The organism is Echinicola sediminis (assembly GCF_054777495.1).
This window is the reverse complement of record NZ_BAAHAP010000093.1, coordinates 1-19,834: the sequence shown is the minus strand read 5'-3', so window position 1 is coordinate 19,834 and position 19,834 is coordinate 1. Positions and strand designations below refer to the sequence as shown.

Here is a 19,834-nt window from a genome sequence, read left to right as displayed (position 1 = left end):
GGGGTTCTTATTTCTAAATGATTAGCAGCTTTTTTCCAATAGTCTAATTTGGGTCGGTTTTTTTGAAGCTAACTGAACAGTTAAGAAAGTATCTGCGCTTATCTGCGCCATCTTCGGGCAACTATTTAGAATTTGGTTCCTACCGGTATAATAACGTCCTATTACAAATCCGCTAAACCATTTCACTTCTGCCAAATCGTCCGTCTAAATATGGCTGAAGAAAAATCCTCCCCATTCACTTCTGTGTTTCCTGCGATTCCCCCAAGTCCTCCTATCCCATTACAATTGCGATCAAAAACTCCTGACCCCATATCGGCCCCGCAAGACCCCGGATCCACCACATACACTATTTCTCCTTGGAATTCATACTCTCTAATACTTGGATCATCGCAACTGGAATTCTTTTTCAGTGATTCAATTTTCTCGATGATGCATACAGGGGTATTGGGAGCAATGTTATTACTCTCACAGGAAGTCAAGGCCATCGAAGACAAAAACAGTAGGTTGAATACCTTATTCATAGTTGGTCTGGATTGATAGATTTAAATTACCAAATACCTAAAAAACAAAAAATACCCCATGTGAGGTATTTTTAATTCTATTGATTTGATGAGATACTTTAATTTAAGGTAGAACTATTCGCTTTCCTCTAGTTTTTGCATAACTTCTTGGGCTATTTTCATGCCCCATTGCTGTCCTATCTGCATGGATTCTTTCATTATTAAAGGAGAACTTTGGGCAAATTTCTTCCCGGCTGGCGTGTTATAAAAGTTGATCAGTTCTTGAAGTTCTTCTTCGCTTAAATATTTTCTGTATACTGGCACTAGCATTTCCACAAGTTCATCCATAGATGTTTTTAAATAGGCTTTTTCCAATTCATCCCATTTTTCAATCTGAACATTTGGATTTTGTTGCTTGAACATTGCAAACATTTGGGTCACCGATGTCTTGAACACTTCTTCCGAACCGGACACTTCCAGCATTTTCTTCAAGGTCCTTTTAAATCCATCATCTGCTTGACCAAATGAAGAGAGGGCAAACATGCAAAGGAAGGTTAAGGTTGTAAATAATTTTTTCATAGTATAAAGTATAAATAGTGTTTCAGTTTAAATTATGGGAGCTTAGCTTATTCATAGTGTTTTTAATCAATACCGTCAATTAAAAATGGATTCACCCAGCAAAATACATCTGTGTGTATCCCTTTTATCAGTGGCTAGTAATTTCCTCTTATCAAATGATTAATAGAGGTCCCATCGATCAACACATCTTTTAGCACCGCTTCTCCTTTCTTGATGTTGACCAAGGAATAGGTCACGGTACCCGTATCCAGCTGAGCTTCGAAATAAGCTTGTTCTGCTGCCAAAGCCTTGGTTTCTTTCATATAAAACCGGTCAAAAGGAAACGCTACCACCAATCGTTTTGGTTGGTCTCCCGAAACAGCGCTGACCTGCGCTTTTAGAAAACCCTCCTTCCCTGCTGGCTCCCTTTTGGCGATGGAGGCTATTTTAGCAAAACCTTGCTCATCTTCGGCCAACAAAACATAAGCCGTTTCGCCCCTTTGCCAATCCACATCATCAGCAAGCTCCACCCAGTTATCCTGATAGCTGAGCCTGATGTACTTTCCCCTAAAAGGGTCATTGGGGTCAATAGGGGCCGTTCGGAATTTATACTCCGTCCCGGTCTCCAATATATCTTCACGGTCCCAGATCATTTTGGCCGGCACATACAGCTGCACCAGCACAAGCAGTAGGAATATCGGCAATACCAGTTGCTTAGTTTTCATAAGCCCTCCTTTTTTTAAGCATCCAATAGTTTACGGCAAAGAATCCCACTCCTACCAACACAAATAGGATCCCCCGTATCACAAAACTCAATCCCGTGTCAAAAAAACGACAGGCCACCAAGGCTGCTATGATCAATAAGCCATAATTCAGAACACCAAGGTGATTCAGCCTAGCTCCTTCTTTCATGGTGATAAGGCCAAAACCGAATACATAAAGATTGACCACTAGCTGGGCAAAAGGAGAAAACATTCCAATGATGAATGCGATAATGAACAGTAAAAACATGAAGGCCATTGGCGGGATTTTGGCCAAGGGATTACGTTGCATCTTCCTGTATAAAAGAAATCCTGCCAGCAAGGAAAGTATGCCGGTACTGATCATCTCAGGAGATAGGATAACTTCTGTCCACTGAAAATCCCAAGCTTTCAATTCTTTCCAAAACCAATCAAAACTCAAAATCAGCAGCAATCCCATGGTTCCCAGGGAACCTATAATTTTAAAACCATTGCCCATTAGCTTATCCCTCCGGAAAAAGTCCCACTCCCCTATGAGATAAAACAAGCCGAAAAGGCTCATATAGGCCACCATCATCAATTCACCTGATTCTTTGGCTAGAGTTCCGAGGGTAATTGCCAGAGAAGCAGGAATGACCCAGTTATGAAAAATGGTAAAATTGCTATGGGAAAGCTTCGTACAACACTTAATATAGTAGGGTAAAGCAGCTAGCAACAATAACCAGTACATATAGGAATCCGATTGCGGATAGGACCAGTAACTGGTTTCTCCGGCATACCAGGTAATCCCGATGAGGTATAGCAAAGAAGCAGTGGATGAATTCATCACATAAATGAGCGGAAGACAAAGCAGCATCCATGTCAGCAAAAATGCGCTGAGATTACCCGGTATATGGTAAATCTGACTGATAAGAGATATGCTGGCCCCTACAGCAAAGAACAGAAAGGCCGTACTACTTTCCCGCCAGGCCACTTCTCGCTGTCTTTTCATCAGCACATAGGCACATAAGCCCTGCCCGATCAATAGCGGCAAAAAGGCAAAAAATGTTTTAGTTACCCTGGATAGCTCATCCCAGTTGTGGGCCAGGATCAGGACAATCCCCAGCCCCACCAAAATAGCTCCCAGGATTCCAAAAACGACAAACAGCCGGTTGGTGGAAGTGGCAGCCCTTGTCCGGTAATAATCGCGGATCCGCACCGCTGTCTCTTCTGAAATTACCTCAGCCTTGACCAGATCGGGGATATCTTTGAGTAGGTTCATTGTCTTATTTAACTATTTAAGCAATATATTCATCAATTCCTCTTTAGACTTGCCCTCAAATTCCTGAACCAACTCAGCATAAGCTTCAATTTTGCCTAATTCCTTAAAGTCTTCAATATAAGATTGATCTCCGATGAATATTTTAGATAAAGCCCTGTTTAATTTACTGTCATTGATTTCCTTTTCCTTTTCAGCATTATTAATCCTATCTGTAAAGATATCAATGCTCTTTTCATAATATTCCCTGGCTTTTTCCTTATTCCCTAGATGTTCATTTAATAGCCCTGAAAGGAACCAGCCTTCTCCAGAGTCAGGTTTTTTGTTAATGACCATTTCGCCTTCATAAAGCGCCTTTTCATACGCTTTCTTTTTGAGATAAATCCCCATTTTGTTGGAATGCGGCAAAAAATAAGTGCTATCGATCGCTATAGCTTGGTCATAGAGTATTAATGCGCTATCCACTTTCAAATCCATGGAAAGTTTGAGGGCCTTATTGTTTAGTTCTATTGCCCGTGGATGATATTCTGGACTTTGCCCCTTATTGCTTTCACAACTAAAAAGGCCTAAAAAAAGGACTACTGCCAAACGATTTTTCATAAAATTATTCATATTACCATTAAAAAGAATGTCGCCATCAGAAGAATTGTTCTTATCGCTGAAGATGTATTTAAAAGACATGCACAATTTAAAACTACTTCACTCAATCACCGTTATTTACAACCTTTAAACCATACGGTCTCTTTACCAAACTCGTTTGATAATTCAGCAACTTCTTTTTCAGTAAAAAGTAGCCTCTTGACATCAGGTAAGCGTAATTGTTCATCGCCGCAAAAAGGACTTCCAAGTTCTCTTCAAAATAGGTCTCATTACCAAAATACTTCCACTGTTTGGAAAGATAAAGTTCAAAATTCTCCCTGATCTCCTTCGTGATTTCAGCTGCATACCCCCCATCCTGCAACAATTCCTTTATCTCCTCTTTCAGCTGTTCTTCCAATGAAATTATTCTCCTGAAATTGTCCCTTATCTCATCAGTAGGGGTAGTTTCACTGACAAACGCCAGCTCTTTTGACAGCTTGGTATATACCTCATATTTTTTGTCAAAAACCTGATCAAATGAAAAGAACGCACGGTACAGCTCTTTCAGTTTGCCTGCTCCCTTCGAAGTATCTTCTTGCTTGCTGAAAAATTTAAATATTCGTATATCATGCTCCTTGATTTGCGTATCGATCTTTTCAAGCTCCAATTTCAGCTTAGCAGCCAACTTCTGGCTTTCCTTCCTTCTATATTTCCTGCCATCATAATCAAAAGTTTTGGTGGGAATGGTTTTACTGGAGATTTCGGCAAGGGTTTGTATATCGTTTTGTAAAGCAAAAGAGGTGTAAACTAAGTCAACTTTTTGGTCTGAAAACAGGCCTTCCAAAGTAAGCTCATCCTCAGTGTTATAGGTGGAATCCACATCAAAAAAGCTCGGACTTTTATTGTCGTAGTAGGCATTATAAATTTTCGAGAAAGTGTTCTTATTAAAGTCATTCTCGTATGCTTCTTGAAAACGCTCAAGAGACATGACCGATACCTCTCCGGTATACTTTACTTCGCGAAACATTTTGGTTGTAAGCTTTTGTTGGGTGTTTTCAATATCCACAAAGATCTCATTTGCGGGATTGTGACTCACTTCGCTGAAGCTAATATTACTCTTCTCCAATCTTGCTATCCTATCTTCAATACTTGGATGAGAAGCCCATTGGTTTTTGATCACCAATTTGGACTTATTGAACTTCCCCCATTCATCAGCTGCCACTTTAGGTAAATTATTTTCAATCGGCATATCGTTGTACCTGGCCAGAAAGTCTAACACATACTGCTGTTCCCTAAACACATTAGAACTTTTTAGATTCTCCGGTATTTTCTCTTCATAGAAGGACAATACCTCAGTAAGACTATGATCTGCCAGATTCATTCTGAGCAAGGAACTCTTTAGGGGTGCATTCCCGGTAACATTGGCGGCTATTTCATCAGCATGAAACTCCATCTCCCTGGACAATCCCATATAACTCTTGTTGACTACCTCATACATTTTCCTCAGAACCCATTGTATGGCTTGGGTGATTTTGACAGCCAGAACGACAAAAATGGCGAAATAACCGCTTGCATCCGCCCATCTTCCAACAAGCTTATCATAGCTATCATTCTCATAAAGCATGTTAAAAATCACCTGGTTTACATTATAAACATGGCTGCCCAACTTCATGGTTTTCTGGGAAAAGTGGCCAAATTCATGGGCCAAAATGGCCTTCAACTCCGAATTGGTGACGGTATTTACCAAACCCAATCCTATCTGTAAGTTCTTTTTGACAGGTAAAAACATGCTCCAAAAACTGGAATCATAGAAAACCGCTGCATTTACATCTGAGGATAAGTAAACCTTCTTGGGAAAACTCGTACCTATTTCATCAACCAGCTCATCTATCAATTCAAAAAGCTTCGGTTCATCGGTTCTGGTGATTTCGTAAAGATGTGAACGGTCTACCTTATGTGATTTGAAGATAAACTTCAGCAAAAAAATCAGGACAAAAACGCCCAAACTGCCCAAGCCAATCCCTAAGCCAATGGTCACAATTCTTGGATAGGTAACTATTAGCATGACCCCTCCATAAATACATAGCGCCGTGAGGACCATCGCCAATATCAGGATCATCAAATAAGTAAATGCAAAAAGAGCGATGGTAATAACTGCCTTGGCGGTCTGGGCCTTAAACTGGGGGGACAGTTTGATATCGTGTTTTTTCATATTGTCTGAGGTTAAAAATTACACTTTATGAGGATAAACAATTTTTGCTCTGCTCATTTATCTCTTTAAATAGGCCTATAAAACCATTTCAGTCTAGTTGTTTTAAACTATACTAGGCGCCGCCATTTTTCACGAACTCTCAAAGTACCAATTCTGCTAAAACAAAAAAATACCCCAGATGGGGTATTTTAAGGAATTGATTATATAACTTTTATATTTCAACAAGATACAAACCATCACCATCAAACAAACAATTACTTTCTTGCTTTGGTATAAGGAATTCTTCTTGAAGCCTTTCTCATAATAATATTGATCAATTGCTCGGAAGATGAACCCAAAGAACCGGATACCCCTTTATTATAGTTGACCAAGACCTTCCCATTTTCGGAGTTATGGATAAACATATTGATCTCCGCATTGTTTGTGGCTCCATAAAAGCCTACCAATAATCCTAAAGCCACACTAGCACCATCAGACATGGGTTTATTGGTTTCAAAAGTCCCATCTACAACGGCGTCCACCTCTAGCACTTTGGCTATTTCCTCGGGTGTAAACTCGGTAAGATTGGCATAATTGATTCCATTTCGGGCAAGAATCGCATTCGTGGTATACACATCCTGAACATCCACCCACATCTTTCCCTGTTGCTTTCTCTTAAGGAACCAAGAATACATGGATTGTTGTATGTCAAAACTCTCATCTTCCTGCATTTTCTCCAATTGCCCTTCTTTTAAGGTCGCCATCTTATTAGGACGTAGTGAAATGGTCGTTTTGAACGGAATAACAGCGATAATTTTATGGCTGTTGCCCACACTGGAAAAATTGGGGTCAACAAATAGCCTTGTTTGACTAAATGCTGTAAACATCAAGCCCATTAATAGCATTGTAAGTAAACTTTTTTTCATTGTCTGTTGGTTTTAAAGTATTAATTATTTAGTTATAAAAGAAGTCATAAACCTACCAAATCCCCCATAACAAAAAAATACCCTATATGGGGTATTTTTTGTGAGCCAAATGGTTATATTTTATTCTTTCTGCACTCGAAAAAAAAATATCGCCGGAGATCAGAGCAGTTACAATCCTGAGGACGCTGCGCTACCTTGAGCGGGCCTAATTGTCTTTAGTTCGCTATCTTTTCAAAACCCCCATATACTCCTTCCAAACCCCTACTTCATCCTTGTATTGCTTTGCCATCACCCGGGATAATTGTGATAAATGTCCCAGATCATGGACTACCCAAGCTGATAAGAGCTGTTTTAAATTGACCTCTCCCAGTTCCGGATGAACTCCTTTTTTCAACAGCTTGGAATCATTGATCTTTAGTGCTCTCAGTTCCTTTAAATTTTCAGCTCTTCTCCTTTTAAATTCCTCGAGCATTTCCCCGATAGGCCTTTCCTGATCCTCCCTCATTTGGGCAAAACGATCAAAGGACTCGAAGGTCTTGTTCCCGGCATCTGAAAGGATAATCTTTGCTCGCACTATCCAATCTGTTTTTTCCCCATGGATCAGATGCCCCAAAATGTCGTAAGGACTCCATGTCCCCTCTCCTTCATTGTTTTTTAGCCACTCTTCCGATATCCCCTCCAACAAGGCTTCAAGGACTGAAGGCGTCCTTTCTAGAATTTCAATGGATTTTTCAAGGTCAAAATTCATAGGATATTGATTTTTACTATTCCATCATCCATTTTTTATCAATGATAAGCTACAATTTCGAAGATTCTCATTGGAATATATTCTTAAAACTGCCTTTGCAGCAACTCCGCTTCCTCGGTTCCTTTCCTAAAGCTGCTGCATAACTTGATGTCAGCCACAAGATATTTACGATGGATTCCTTTCCAATACCTCAGCGTTTTCTTATCTGTAATACTGACCGACAGACCTCCTTCCTTCTGCAGCTTAGAACTTCCATTGCTCTGTTTCTGATCATGGCTTAGCTGAAAGCCATCGATTTCCTTGACCAGTAAAATATACCTTTCCCCCTTTCTGAAAATCCGGGTACAGGAATTACTGGTCTGGTAAATGGCCAAAGTATCGCCTTTGACCTTCCCTTTGTATCTTTTAGTGACTTTAAATAAGATGGTAAAGCCTTCCCCTTCTTTGTCCTTCCTCAGGTTTTCTTTCTTATCAGGCCCAATATTCATCATATACTCCCCCTCTACCACCAAATCCGCCTGTTCAATGCTTTCTTTGCTATTTTCCTGTGTTAAAGGCAAACACCTGCAGGCCAGCAATGGGCTTTGAAGCTGAAATAAGAAGAGAAGGAAAAGAGTGAGCAGCCCTACTTTGATAAATTTAGGAAAAATGTAAAACCTTACAGGTTTTACATCCCATAAAGTGTTTCCAGTGTTTATAAGGCCAATAAACCTGTCAAGTATCCATCTTCGGATATGAATTTTACAAAGTAGGATTACTAGCTTCATTCTTATCGATTATTCAACGACGGTATCTAAATCCTAAACGTTTAGGGGTATAAGAAATGTTTTCTTTTTACTAAAAAAAGATATTCCAGTTAAGTTCGTTTCGACAAGCTCAACGCCCCACCGGTACTTGACCCTTCAGCTTTGCTCATCAGTAAAGTAGTTGCTTAGAGATCAAGTGTTGAAGTACCGAACTTATAGATGAGCTGATTACTTTACTTCCGTCCCTGAGACTGGTACGGCTGAGCCACGGTCCCTGAGCTTGTCGAAGGGGCCGAAGCTACTGAACCCTTTGCTTCAGTCCCTCTACTTCCGGCTTTTGCAGGTTAATCAAATAGCCATTGACTACTGCGTACATGAGCTCGTCATTTTTCTTTAGAAAAAAATTGGCGGGGCTACCTAGCGTATGGCCGCTGAAGATGCTGTCTTCTTCCTGAAGAACCAGTATTGGCAGATCATGAAAAGAAGGCTCTGGAGCATGTTTTACTTTCACCGCCAGATTTCCCGCTTGCAGCAGTTCCAATGCCAATTCAGGCGTAATATTGCTGACCGAATCCATGACTTTCTCAGCCACCATGCCCCTTACCAGCTCCATCCCTGATGCATCCAATTCCTTGTATCCGAAGTACACGGACAGATCCCCCAGGTCCTCCACCTGTCCCATGACATAGTAACCGTCCCCGGTTTCCACATTGCGACGCTTGATGCCCAGGTCCAACTGGTATTTGTTAGCTCCTTCAGCGATTGTTACATTTTTGAGAATAAGATCCATTAGCATATTGTCGTTGTCTGGAATGCGGAAATAGTCCTCTACTGCATAATTGGCGTAATCCCCATGTGCAATTTCATAAAGGGCATTGAGAATAATCATAAAATTCAGCTGCCGGATATACTGCTTTTCAGGGTCATTGGGATAGCCGCCGGATTCGATCAGGATGGTACTGGTGCCCCATTTTTGGAAATTATCCCCAAAGGCCCTCGGCTCAAAAGCATCATCGTACTTGCCCACCTGTCCCGGGACCACTTCTTGGAGAATTCGGTTCATCCCCACAATCACCCGCATCGCCTGGGCCCGCACATCATTCACCTCGGTATCGAAATTGTAAGCCGGAGCCAAAACGGATATGGTAGCCGGCAAAGGTGTCTGCTCCACATTATAGTAAATCTGTTGATCGTGCAGGTTGAAGCCGAATTCGGGAGCAAAGTCCTCACGGGCAACCTTGAGGATGCTGGCTTCTGGAGAAACTTCCTTGATCGCGTCCCGGTTCAGGTCGATACCGTAAGCATTCCTCCGGTTAAAAATCTCCGCTCCGTCCGGATTGACCATGGGAATAAACCGGATGCTCAGGTTTTCTCTGATCACCTTGCGCATGACTTCAAACTCATCACCTGTGCCTTCCAGGAAATTAAACAAATCAAATAAAGCCATGGTCGCCGTGCTCTCATCCCCGTGCATCTGTGACCAAAGCAGTACCTTTGTCTCCCCATTTCCATAGGCCAGCTGCTTGATGGCCCGGCCCTGCACAGATTTTCCCAGCTCGCTAATCTCAAATGTCCCGGCATGTTTCTGGATCAATGGCTGTAAATCAGCATGCCTAAACCTCCGGTGGGTAATGGCGGGTTCCATATAGCTCTCATAGGCGGCTTTTAGCACTTCCGGTTCCAGCCCTTTTACCGTCTTTTGGGGCTTTTCACAGGAAAAAATCAAAAGGAGTGATACAAAGGTCAAGGGGGCACTGATTTTAAACGATTTGAGCAGCATAGGAATCATAGGATAGGCTTACTATTTTAAAATATTCCAAAGTACAATTATCAATTTACGTGCTAGCTGTCCCAAAACCCTCCCTGAAATCAGTGAATTAGAGATTTGAAACAGGTCATGCAAAAGATTTCACTTTTTATTTTCAATCAAAATACTAAACTTCAGGCATATTTAGTATTGAACCTTTCCCATTTCCCATATTCGTCCATGAAACTAGAAATTTTTGTTAAAGAACTGCCCTTAAAGCACACCTTTACCATTGCCCATCAAAGCCGTGACGTGCAACAAACCTTGATTGTAAAACTCTCTCAAGGGGATTTATTTGGTCTTGGAGAATCCACCACCAATCCCTTTTATGGCATGACGGTGGAAAATATGACTGCCGCTCTGGAGAACGCCCGCACCATTGTTGAAGCAGGAAATTGGGAGCATCCGGAGAAGCTTTGGGAAGAGTGCAAAAACATTTTTGCTGCCAATCCCTTTGCCCAATGTGCTTTGGACATGGCTGCTTGGGATATATTTACTAAGAGAAAACGACTGAAGCTGTATGAATATTTAAAGCTTGATCCCTCAAATATCCCTACCACCAATTTTACCATTGGCATAGCCAGCACAGAAAAGATGGTGGAAAAGATGCAAGAACTGGACTGGCCCATCTATAAGATCAAGCTGGGTACTGATCATGATCTGGAGATCGTCCGTGAACTTAGAAGGCATACCAAGGCTACCTTCCGCATTGATGCCAATTGTGCCTGGACAGCTGATCAAGCCATTACCTATGCTGAAGAACTTAAAAAGCTCCAGGTGGAATTCATGGAACAGCCTTTGGCCAAAGATGATTTGGAAGGCATGCGGGAAGTCTATAACCATAGCAAACTACCTGTCATAGCCGATGAAAGCTGCATCGTGGAAGCCGATGTGGATAAATGCCATGGGCTTTTCCATGGGATCAATGTAAAACTGGTAAAAGCCGGAGGGATCACTCCTGGGCTCCGGATGCTGTATAAAGCCAAGAAACTGGGCATGAAAACCATGGTAGGTTGTATGACGGAGTCTTCTGTGGGTATTACAGCCATTGCGCACATAGCGCCATTGTTGAACTATGTGGACATGGACGGGGCCATGCTTTTGGCCAGGGACATCGCCAAAGGGGTGCATATCGAACCGGGCAAAGTGACTTTTCCTGAAGGCCCGGGTATAGGTGCAGAGCTGCTGGAGGGATAGCCCTTACTGAACCGTAATGGTGCTAATAGATAGTGCTTGATTCTATACGGCTTTGTGACCTTTGTTGTCCCTGGAACTGCGCTGCGGGACACTTTAACCTGTCCAGCACAGATTGTTCTGCTTGGGGAAGTTCACAGCAATAAAATTGGTTAAAATCTCCCCCTAAATCCCCTGAAGGGGACTTTTCCATTTTTCGTACCTGAGATGTTCATAATTTATTATACGATTATCCGTAATTACACCATTAAATTTATTTCTCACAGCCTGCCCGCCGGAGGAGGGGAATCCACAGAATTACACGGAATTAAAAATCTTTTCTGCGGGTTTCTGTGTTTTCTGTGAGAGATGGTTTGCTAATTTAGAGCTACTGGTGTCTTTGCGGATACACAGAATTTATTATACCAAACAATATAGCAGCAAGATCGCCAGTCCAAATTCACTATTGATCTTTTACTTTATTGAAATATCGTATTTATCCAACAGCCCCTGGATATTGGTTAGGGAAAATTTAGCTCTTTTGAGCTGATTTCTTTCCGGATCAATCGAAAAATTCGAGGCCGTCCTAAAATCCACCTTTGTAAGCTCTGCCCGGTCAAATACCGCCTGCAGCAAGTCACAATTTTGAAAAGAAGAGGCAGTCAGATCGGTTTCCACAAACTCCACTTCATGCATGCGACAAGCAGTGAACGAAGTCTTTTGGATCTTTAAAGCATAAAAGGATGAAAAATCCAACTGGCAGTTTTTGAAGCTAAAAGTCAGTAAAAATTGGTTGCACTTATCAAAACGCAACCCCATCAGTTTACAATCCGAAAAAAGGGCATCTTGAAAAGCGGTGTTTTGGAGCTGGGCATTGCTGAAATCGCAATGATCAAAGGTACACTCGATAAAGTTGGTATCACTCAGGTCAACCCCGGAAAAGTTGCAACGCGAAAAAACACAGGTCTCATATTCCCCAAATTCAAAAGATGCGGTAAAATCCTTTCCCGTAAATTCCTTTCCTTCAACATAGGCTTTATTCATGACCAAATCTATAAAATATTTATAAGGTTCACCTATATCCTACCCTTTTCCTGAAGCCTTGTTTAGGATTAATAAAAGTATTCCACCCTTAGCTGATCACTGTTAAAAAAAGTTCTATATGGAATACTGTGGGTAGACAAATTTAAGTCTTTGAGTAGATATAAGTGTATGGATGATCAAAGAGGCCTGATGCCGATAGCAGTCTGGCGGGAAAAGAACTTTCACAATTAACAGAAAAGGCAGCTCACTTCGACAAGCTCAGTGACCGTATGCAATTTCGGGTTGGAACCGGGGATTTTCTATATTTTGGCCCCTCTGAGCCCGGGAGGAACCATTCATAACTGGAAATGGAAGCACCCGAGACGGGTGCAATATGGATAACCCCGGTCAAGCCGACAGGGGAGGCGCAGCCCGGGGATAGTAAAACACAAGGGATCAAAGCATTAGCCGCAAATACGCCCCGTTGTGCCACCCCCCTTCCGCTAATGCCTTCGGCCGCCTTGAAAAACCATCCTCAAGACCTGCCAGCAATTCACCAAACAAAGAGGAACGGAGTAGTTTAGCATGTATAGCCACCACAAATCATTTAGCACCTTAAATAATAACTTCCTCTTTCAAAAAATCACCGGAAAAACGCATAAGCGAAGTCTTACAGCAGTGTCCATCCCAAGGCAGTATTCACCGTATCCCGTACCACATCCATTGCAGCATTGATGGCAGCTTCCACTGCCAATATCCCCAAACCCTCTATGGTCAATAACACAATTCGTACACTGCTTTTTTGTATTTCCAAATAATGCTTGGCCTGCTCCTCGTTGATTTTGCCTTGAAACCTCAATTCTCCAATCAGCTTTAGGTTGTTGGCCAGGTTCCTTAGTTCATTTTCCGCAAAAGGCTTGGCCTCATCCCAATGCTTGTCCAAAACACCTTTGGCGGCTCCGAGCATCTTTTCAAAAATTTCCTCTGTATTGATTCCTGACATGGCAAACTGGGTTTTTGTTTATTCAAATCTTTCTCCCCTCTTTAAGGCCAACTGTAGCTTGGTGATGGCTATAAATGCTGAGTTAAAAGCCTGCCGGACCGGTACTATCTGTTCAGAAGAGACAAATCCCAGTTGATGCAGACTTTCCAAATTGCTGACCATATTTTGCAGCTCGGTAATCTGCTCCTGCACAATATGGTTTTTCTCTATGGCTGCAGCCCGTATGGCCAAGGTGTTCAAATCGACCTTAACCTCATCAAAAAAATCCATATAATGCTCGTAGTTCGCTTGATCGGTCCCTATCCGTCGATCAAGACCTACGAAATAGTCCGACATTTTTTCTCCCAAGGCTGTAACCTTCTCATCCGTAATGGGATCATATTCACTGATCAAACGTACAGAGGTACAGGATTGCGACCAAATGAGCATTAGCCACAATAAAGAGGAAAAACGAGCGCAAAAGGGAAGGTTGGACATAAAAACAAACAGATAAATCACCTGGAGCTTGATCAGCACTCAAAATATCCCAAAAATGGAGGGAACCGATGGCCAAGGAACACTGGTATAATTTACAAACTTCCCTTCACATTACAAGTCATGTCTCTACGGCTCCATTTCCATGATCACGTAGTCCAATCCCCCCTTTTCAAAGCGGTGATCGGTTTTGACGAGGCCAAACTTCTCATAAAAGGCTGTTTTCTCCACTCGCGCATTGCACCAAATTTTATCAAGCCCTTGCTGCTCAAGGTACTTGAGAACATGCTCAAGCAAAAGACTGCCGTATCCTTTTCCTTGATGGGAATGATCTGTGGCAAACTTTCTGAATTGCGCCTTGCCGTCTTTAACAAACACAGAAATAATGGACCGTAGATCTCCCTCTACTTCCAGACCAAAGTGAATTCCGTCTTTATCCTCCTCCAGCTTTACATAGTCCAGCTCTCTCTCCGGCCACATCACCCTATGCCTGAGATCCCATGTGTCTTCTGGTGAAATGATTCCTATTTTGTGGTTCATATACTAATAAGTTACTCGAAATGTAGTGTTGCAATTAGAAAGGTGGTTGGAGTGGACGTCTCTGCTGCTGAATACGGATCAATCCCCTTGGGAAAGGCGTATTCCGCATGAAGACCATCGGTCATACAGACTGCTCTTTCCTTTGCTTAGCAGTATGCTTGCCCAGTAAAGAAAAGTGATCATTTGCGCAACAAACAGCAGCAGCCAAACCCAAAGAGGATATTCCCTGCCTCCCTGTTCGTAAAACATCAGCCAATGCACCCCTGCGTGGGCCATTTCCCAAGGCAGCAATTTCAGCAAGTTCCTCCAAAACACATTTCCAGGCTTGATCTTGATTTTTAAAAAACGCTTCCCGTAAGTGGCATTCCCAATGTCCCGCTCCATCAGAAAAAAGTATAAAAATACCGGAAATGTCAATGTCAAAAAGCCAAGAATTTGTGCACGCAAAGGATGGACACCTGAAATGTCAATTTGCAGCTTGGAATACACCCAACTGAATACCGTCAGTAAAAGTAGGGCATAGATCATGACAAAGCTGTAATCGATCATGCCCGCAAGTATTCTTCTGATCAACAGTTTTTTCATAAGATGAATTTACCTATTTTTCATCCCATGTGCCAGATAATTTTAAGGCTTTGGTAAGGATTTTCTGCCTGATTACTTCACTTTCTCCATCAGCCTTTTTACCTGTAGGTCCCCAAAACCATAAATGCTTTCTCGCTTACAAAACTCCCTGAAAACCGGGCCAAATTCCCTGGTCCCAAGTTCCTCAATGATACTTTTCAAACACTTTTCCGGTCTTCCCATTTCCCCTTCTGGAACCCACCGGGCAATTTCTGCCTCCACTGCCTCTGGCAGAAATGGAAAGGTGGCGCTCATATGCGCGGCAAGAGACCGCAGCTTTTTTCCCTCCTTCAGCACATATCCCTTCCACATTTCGGAAAAATCCTGAAAATCCTCTGGAGAAATCCTTTGACCTAGGGCAAACACTTCTTTTAAAGCGGCCGGGCTTAGCGTTCCAAACCCAAACATCAGATCCGTATGCGGTCGTACCAGAAAAAGGGGACCTTTATGCCCCTGCACTTTCAATCGGTCCAGGACAAACCAACAATTGACCTGACAGAAAAGGTCATCCTCAAACCACAAGTGGACACTTGCTTCCTTGGGTATCTTCTTAAGCTTTTCCAGTTCGGCAACCGTTTTCTCATAATAATCGGCTTGAGTAAATCCCGGATAGGCTTCCTGGATAAACCGGGCCCTGTTTTGATAAAATATCCCATCGGTCTCACCTCCCACAGGACCATCTACCAAGCATTCCCTGCAAATGATCAACTCTCCCCGCAGATTACGGGGAAAATGCGCTTTCAACGCATCGCCATTGAGGATATGATAAACCTCGTCCATCATTTCCGATTATATTTCCCTGATCACTTTACAGGGGTTTCCAAAGGCCAACACATTGTCTGGAATGTCCTTGGTAACCACGGACCCTGCACCAATGGTTACATTGTCCCCTATGCTCACCCCCGGTAAGATACAAGTATTGCCCCCTATCCATACATTATCCCCAATGGTAACCGGCTTGGAAAAAGTCCGGTAAACAGGCTCCCCCGGCTTCCGCTCTTGGGTAGATTTTATCCGCTCTGCTGCCTTCAGCGGATGCGAAGCGGTATAAATCTGCACTCCAGGTGCGATCAAGCCATTCTTACCTATCTTGATGATATTATCGTCCAAAAAGGTACAATTCATATTCACAAAGGTCTGCTCACCGATGAAGATATTATCGCCATAGTCACAATAGAAAGGTGCCTCTATCCAAACATCCTTTCCTTTGTCTCCCAGAAGCTGCTCCAAGATTTCAGTTCGCTGCGCCATCTCCTCAGAATCCAGGCCATTATAGCACTTCAGCAGCTTTCTGGCTTTATGGTACTTGGCAATAAGTTCCGGATCCAAGGTATTGTACAGCTGTCCGGCCAGCATTTTTTGTTGTTCTGTCATATCATCTATTGCTCAATTTCCACCCAAAAGGGTAGGATGTTTTTTCCCTGATAAGTGTAAAATGGGATTAAATCTACCTCCATTGTATCCAAAGGCACATTTTTCATTTCTATCCAGTCTGTTTCCGCATCATTGGAGAATTGAAAAACCTTTGATCCCACTTCCAGCACCATTTTGCCCCCCGCAGGCACTGGATGGATAAACTTAAAACGAAAGGTGTAATTTCCCTTATTTACCTTTACCAGCCATTTTCCATAAACCTCTTCTTGGTTCCAAATCCCCCGCTCACCATCTGCATCGTTTCGGTTAAGAATCGTAGGGTTTTCATGCCCACTTCCGATTTCAATGCGAGGGGGGTGGATAATATGCTCAGAACGGATAAGTTCTTCATAAGTTTTGTCCAGAGCAGTTTTCAATTCCAGCACCAGCTCAGGATGAGCTGCATTCAAATTATTCCGCTCATAGGGATCATTGATCATATCATACAACTCAAATTCCCGACCTTGTGCATTGTATCCAGCATGGGCGACCAAGCGGTAATTCCCCTTCTGTAAGGCCATATTTTGATAAAGCTCGGGATATTTTCTGGTCCAATAAAAGAACAGGGGCCGGTCTTCCCACGCTACACCTTTTCCATCAATCAATGGCACCAAGCTTTTTCCATCAATCTTCCGATCCCTCGGAAGACTTGCCCCACAAAGCTCCGCCAAAGTAGGCAGAACATCTATGTGCGCTGCTGTGGTAGAGATATCCTGAGTTCCACCAGGATGTCCGGGATATTTCAGGAAAAATGGTACCCTGACACCTCCACGGTACACCTGACCTTTTAGCCCCCGAAGACCTGCCACATAGCGCATCTGCTGTGGGCCATTATCGGTCATAAAGATCACCATGGTATTCTCCTCTATCCCCAAATCCTCCAGTTTAGCTAACATCCTCCCCACATTATCATCGATATTCTCGACCATCGCATATACCTTTCGGGCATCTTCCTTATCCTTCTCGCTCATTTCACGGTAGGGATTCAATTCCCCATCAAATCCCTCAGCGGGATCTATGTCCTTGTATTTCTGGTAATACTCCTCCGGCACTTGAAGCGGGGTATGGGGAGCATTGAAAGATAAATAACAAAAGAAAGGGGTGTCTGGATGCTTTTGGCTTTGCTCTATAAACTTGATGGCCTCCCCGGCAAAAATATCCGAACAGTAGCCTTCATATGCCTTTTGCTCACCATTATGCCAAAGGACGGGATCAAAATAACTGCTGTCTCCCTTAAAATAAGTGGTCACGTCTCCTACCTGGCCCATTCCTCCCGATAAATGGATCAAGGACTCGTCAAAACCCTGATCATTGGGCCTAGAAGGATAGTTATCCCCTAAATGCCATTTTCCAAATGCTCCAGTGCTATACCCTTCTGCCTTGAGCATTTCTGCAATGGTCACCTCCTCAGGGGCCATGATGGAGCCGCCGTTGTACGTATCCCTCACGCCCGTCCTTAAGGAATACCTTCCTGTCATCAAGCTGGACCTGGTAGGAGCACAAACCGGAGAAACATAAAACTGGTTGAACCGGGTACTTTCGCGGGCCAGTTGGTCTATGTTAGGAGTTTGAACGTGGGGATTGCCCGTAAATCCCAAATCCCCGTAACCCTGATCATCGGTGATGATCAAAATGACATTGGGCTTTTGGCTTTGTTGCCTGGCCTCAGCAAGACTCAGGATAGAGAACAACAAGAAGAAAATAATGGCAGCTTTATTCATTTTATTGGTTAAGAAATGATCAGTGATAAATTTTACAATTTAGTAAAAATGCCCGGGCATAGGCAATGGACCAAGCATAAAAAAGCCCGGATCAATGATCCAGGCTTTAGGGGTGATCTTACTTCCACTACTATGTGTCGTTTATTTTGCTTGATACTGATTTTATCCAAAGCCTTCATTCTGGTGGATACGGTTAATGAATCTTTTGAATTACTGTTGAGTATCTTTTCTCCTAACTTCTTTCCAAATGGCTGTTCACTTAGCCATACAATCCTCTTGTTTAAAATATAAATCAATGATCCTTTTCATTTTATCAATGGTAAGCGGTTTGGTTTCGTACTCACAGATTTCCCGATACCTGCTTGCCCTTTCCAAATCATCGGGGCAGTCACTGGTGGAAAGCATTACGATAAAAATATCAGACTTTTGCCCTTCGGAAAATCTCCTGTACTCTTCCATAAATTCCCAACCGTTCATGGCGGGCATATTGATATCCAAAAAAATCAGGTTGGGAAATGGCCCTTCGCTCTCTTTTTGTTGGTTTAAATAGGCAAGCGCTTCTATCCCACTCTTAACGACAATAACTTTTTCAGCACTCATCGTTTTTCTGATGATGACCTTATTCATTAAGTGGGTAGGCTCATCATCATCTATCAAAAGAATACAGTTTACTTTGTTTTTCATAAGGTGGTCAATATTCAATCACAGGGAATGGTAAAATAAAAAGTGCTGCCTTTGCTTATCTCCGACTCCAACCAAATTTGCCCCCCATGCAAGGCAACTATTTTGTGGCAATGGGCCAGGCCGATTCCATTACCGGTGTACTTTTCTCTATTATGTAGCCGCTGGAAGAGCATAAAAATTCTTTCATGATAGTGATCCGCTATTCCGATTCCATTATCCTTTACAGCAAAAAGCCAACTGCCCTCTTGCTTTTCCACAGAAATGGCTATTTCAGGTTTTACCTCTTTTCTACGGAACTTGATCCCGTTAATTATTAAATTTTGAAAGAGCTGAGCAATTTCTTTTTTGTAGGCACTGATTTTGGGCAAGTTTCCCACTTTAATAACAGCCCCGGTTGCTTTGATGTAAGAGGAAAAGTTGTCGATCACCTCCCCAATGACCAGATGGCAATCCACTATTTCTAGGCTTCCCTCTTTTCCAATACGGTTATACTCAAGCAATCCCTTGATCAATTGCTCCATCCTTCCGGTTGCTTCCGTAATGAACTGAATGCTTTTCCTTCCCATCTCATCAAAATGTTCTCCATAATCAGTGGATAAAAATTCCGTAAAGCTGCTCAGCGTTTTTAAAGGCTCTCTCAAATCATGGGAAGCCACATAGGCAAATTGGTCCAATTCCTTGTTCTTAATTTGTAACTGGTAATCAAACTCTTCGAGGACTTTTTGGACCTCCTTACTTTCCCCAATGTCCCGAATGGAGTCACCTATCAATGTCCCATTTTCCGTTTCCAGTGACCCAATAGCTTCCTTTCCGAATTTACCTCCCTGTCTGATGATCGCTGAAATCCCCACTATATGATCCTTTTCATTTACTATTGGAGAAAACTGCACGGAAAGTGCCTGAGCTAACTCCCCTTCTCCTGATTTCTCCAATAGCATGGGAGCAAAAGTATGGTTTGAAAAAATAGCTTCCCGAACTTTATCAAACCCAGGCCAATTACCCTTTGGAAAAAGCTCCTCAAAGCTTTTTCCGACTAACGCCATCTCCTTATAGCCGAGCAACTCACAGGATGCTCGGTTACAATAATTGATTACACCATTTAAGCTAATGCAAATGATTGAATCCC

21 protein-coding genes are annotated in these 19,834 nt (G+C 42.6%); 1 reads left to right on the top strand and 20 read right to left on the bottom strand.

What is annotated here, in order from left to right; translation table 11 throughout:
• Window positions 1-182 precede the first annotated feature (182 nt).
• The 10 genes from ACYVAA_RS18600 to ACYVAA_RS18555 all read right to left on the bottom strand — a co-directional run bounded on the left by ACYVAA_RS18600 (window position 183) and on the right by ACYVAA_RS18555 (window position 10,026).
• Window positions 183-521 carry a DUF6970 domain-containing protein gene (locus tag ACYVAA_RS18600; protein ID WP_460544625.1) on the bottom strand — a complete coding sequence of 113 codons (339 nt, stop codon included), beginning with the start codon at window positions 519-521 and terminating at the stop codon, window positions 183-185.
• Between the two features lie 114 nt (window positions 522-635).
• Window positions 636-1,079: a DUF2059 domain-containing protein gene (locus ACYVAA_RS18595; RefSeq protein ID WP_460544623.1), complete on the bottom strand. Its 444-nt coding sequence runs from the start codon at window positions 1,077-1,079 to the stop codon at window positions 636-638.
• Window positions 1,080-1,213: 134 nt separating this feature from the next.
• A complete protein-coding gene (locus ACYVAA_RS18590; protein WP_460544621.1) occupies window positions 1,214-1,783 on the bottom strand; it encodes a GDYXXLXY domain-containing protein in 570 nt (189 codons plus the stop codon).
• On the bottom strand, window positions 1,773-3,059 hold the full coding sequence (locus ACYVAA_RS18585) for a DUF2157 domain-containing protein (protein WP_460544619.1): 1,287 nt from the start codon (window positions 3,057-3,059) through the stop codon (window positions 1,773-1,775). The genes ACYVAA_RS18590 and ACYVAA_RS18585 overlap by 11 nt, the downstream gene beginning before the upstream one ends.
• A gap of 12 nt (window positions 3,060-3,071) precedes the next feature.
• On the bottom strand, window positions 3,072-3,737 hold the full coding sequence (locus ACYVAA_RS18580; protein ID WP_460544618.1) for a tetratricopeptide repeat protein: 666 nt from the start codon (window positions 3,735-3,737) through the stop codon (window positions 3,072-3,074).
• Window positions 3,738-3,759: 22 nt separating this feature from the next.
• Window positions 3,760-5,847, bottom strand: coding sequence for a M48 family metallopeptidase (locus ACYVAA_RS18575; RefSeq protein WP_460544616.1), 2,088 nt, complete (start codon window positions 5,845-5,847; stop codon window positions 3,760-3,762).
• 254 nt (window positions 5,848-6,101) lie between these two features.
• Window positions 6,102-6,752 carry a hypothetical protein gene (locus tag ACYVAA_RS18570; RefSeq protein ID WP_460544614.1) on the bottom strand — a complete coding sequence of 217 codons (651 nt, stop codon included), beginning with the start codon at window positions 6,750-6,752 and terminating at the stop codon, window positions 6,102-6,104.
• 223 nt (window positions 6,753-6,975) lie between these two features.
• Window positions 6,976-7,500: a DinB family protein gene (locus ACYVAA_RS18565; protein ID WP_460544612.1), complete on the bottom strand. Its 525-nt coding sequence runs from the start codon at window positions 7,498-7,500 to the stop codon at window positions 6,976-6,978.
• Window positions 7,501-7,583: 83 nt separating this feature from the next.
• Window positions 7,584-8,267: a hypothetical protein gene (locus ACYVAA_RS18560; protein WP_460544610.1), complete on the bottom strand. Its 684-nt coding sequence runs from the start codon at window positions 8,265-8,267 to the stop codon at window positions 7,584-7,586.
• A gap of 277 nt (window positions 8,268-8,544) precedes the next feature.
• Entirely contained in the window at window positions 8,545-10,026 is a 1,482-nt protein-coding gene (locus ACYVAA_RS18555; protein ID WP_460544608.1) for a M14 family zinc carboxypeptidase, read from the bottom strand.
• Window positions 10,027-10,233: 207 nt separating this feature from the next.
• Between ACYVAA_RS18555 and ACYVAA_RS18550 the strand changes: the two genes are divergently transcribed.
• Window positions 10,234-11,250: a dipeptide epimerase gene (locus tag ACYVAA_RS18550; RefSeq protein WP_460544606.1), complete on the top strand. Its 1,017-nt coding sequence runs from the start codon at window positions 10,234-10,236 to the stop codon at window positions 11,248-11,250.
• Window positions 11,251-11,700: 450 nt separating this feature from the next.
• Here the strand turns inward: ACYVAA_RS18550 and ACYVAA_RS18545 are convergent, their stop codons facing one another.
• From ACYVAA_RS18545 to ACYVAA_RS18500, 10 genes are all read right to left on the bottom strand, one after another.
• Entirely contained in the window at window positions 11,701-12,270 is a 570-nt protein-coding gene (locus ACYVAA_RS18545) for a pentapeptide repeat-containing protein (RefSeq protein WP_460544604.1), read from the bottom strand.
• A gap of 649 nt (window positions 12,271-12,919) precedes the next feature.
• Window positions 12,920-13,252 (bottom strand): hypothetical protein, encoded by a 333-nt coding sequence (locus ACYVAA_RS18540; protein WP_460544602.1) that lies wholly within the window; start codon window positions 13,250-13,252, stop codon window positions 12,920-12,922.
• An 18-nt stretch (window positions 13,253-13,270) separates the two neighbouring features.
• Window positions 13,271-13,729 (bottom strand): hypothetical protein, encoded by a 459-nt coding sequence (locus tag ACYVAA_RS18535; RefSeq protein WP_460544600.1) that lies wholly within the window; start codon window positions 13,727-13,729, stop codon window positions 13,271-13,273.
• Between the two features lie 126 nt (window positions 13,730-13,855).
• The gene (locus ACYVAA_RS18530; protein ID WP_460544598.1) at window positions 13,856-14,266 is read right to left on the bottom strand and encodes a GNAT family N-acetyltransferase; all 411 of its coding nucleotides are present in this window, start codon (window positions 14,264-14,266) and stop codon (window positions 13,856-13,858) included.
• Between the two features lie 78 nt (window positions 14,267-14,344).
• Window positions 14,345-14,851, bottom strand: a complete 507-nt coding sequence (locus ACYVAA_RS18525) for an RDD family protein (RefSeq protein WP_460544596.1) — start codon at window positions 14,849-14,851, stop codon at window positions 14,345-14,347.
• A gap of 72 nt (window positions 14,852-14,923) precedes the next feature.
• Window positions 14,924-15,673: a DUF1835 domain-containing protein gene (locus tag ACYVAA_RS18520; protein ID WP_460544594.1), complete on the bottom strand. Its 750-nt coding sequence runs from the start codon at window positions 15,671-15,673 to the stop codon at window positions 14,924-14,926.
• Between the two features lie 6 nt (window positions 15,674-15,679).
• Window positions 15,680-16,264 carry a sugar O-acetyltransferase gene (locus tag ACYVAA_RS18515; RefSeq protein WP_460544592.1) on the bottom strand — a complete coding sequence of 195 codons (585 nt, stop codon included), beginning with the start codon at window positions 16,262-16,264 and terminating at the stop codon, window positions 15,680-15,682.
• 5 nt (window positions 16,265-16,269) lie between these two features.
• On the bottom strand, window positions 16,270-18,024 hold the full coding sequence (locus tag ACYVAA_RS18510; RefSeq protein ID WP_460544590.1) for an arylsulfatase: 1,755 nt from the start codon (window positions 18,022-18,024) through the stop codon (window positions 16,270-16,272).
• A 255-nt stretch (window positions 18,025-18,279) separates the two neighbouring features.
• The gene (locus tag ACYVAA_RS18505) at window positions 18,280-18,708 is read right to left on the bottom strand and encodes a response regulator (protein WP_460544588.1); all 429 of its coding nucleotides are present in this window, start codon (window positions 18,706-18,708) and stop codon (window positions 18,280-18,282) included.
• A 14-nt stretch (window positions 18,709-18,722) separates the two neighbouring features.
• Window positions 18,723-19,834 (bottom strand): ATP-binding protein (locus ACYVAA_RS18500; protein ID WP_460544586.1); only part of this gene is annotated, 1,112 nt, incomplete at its 5' end.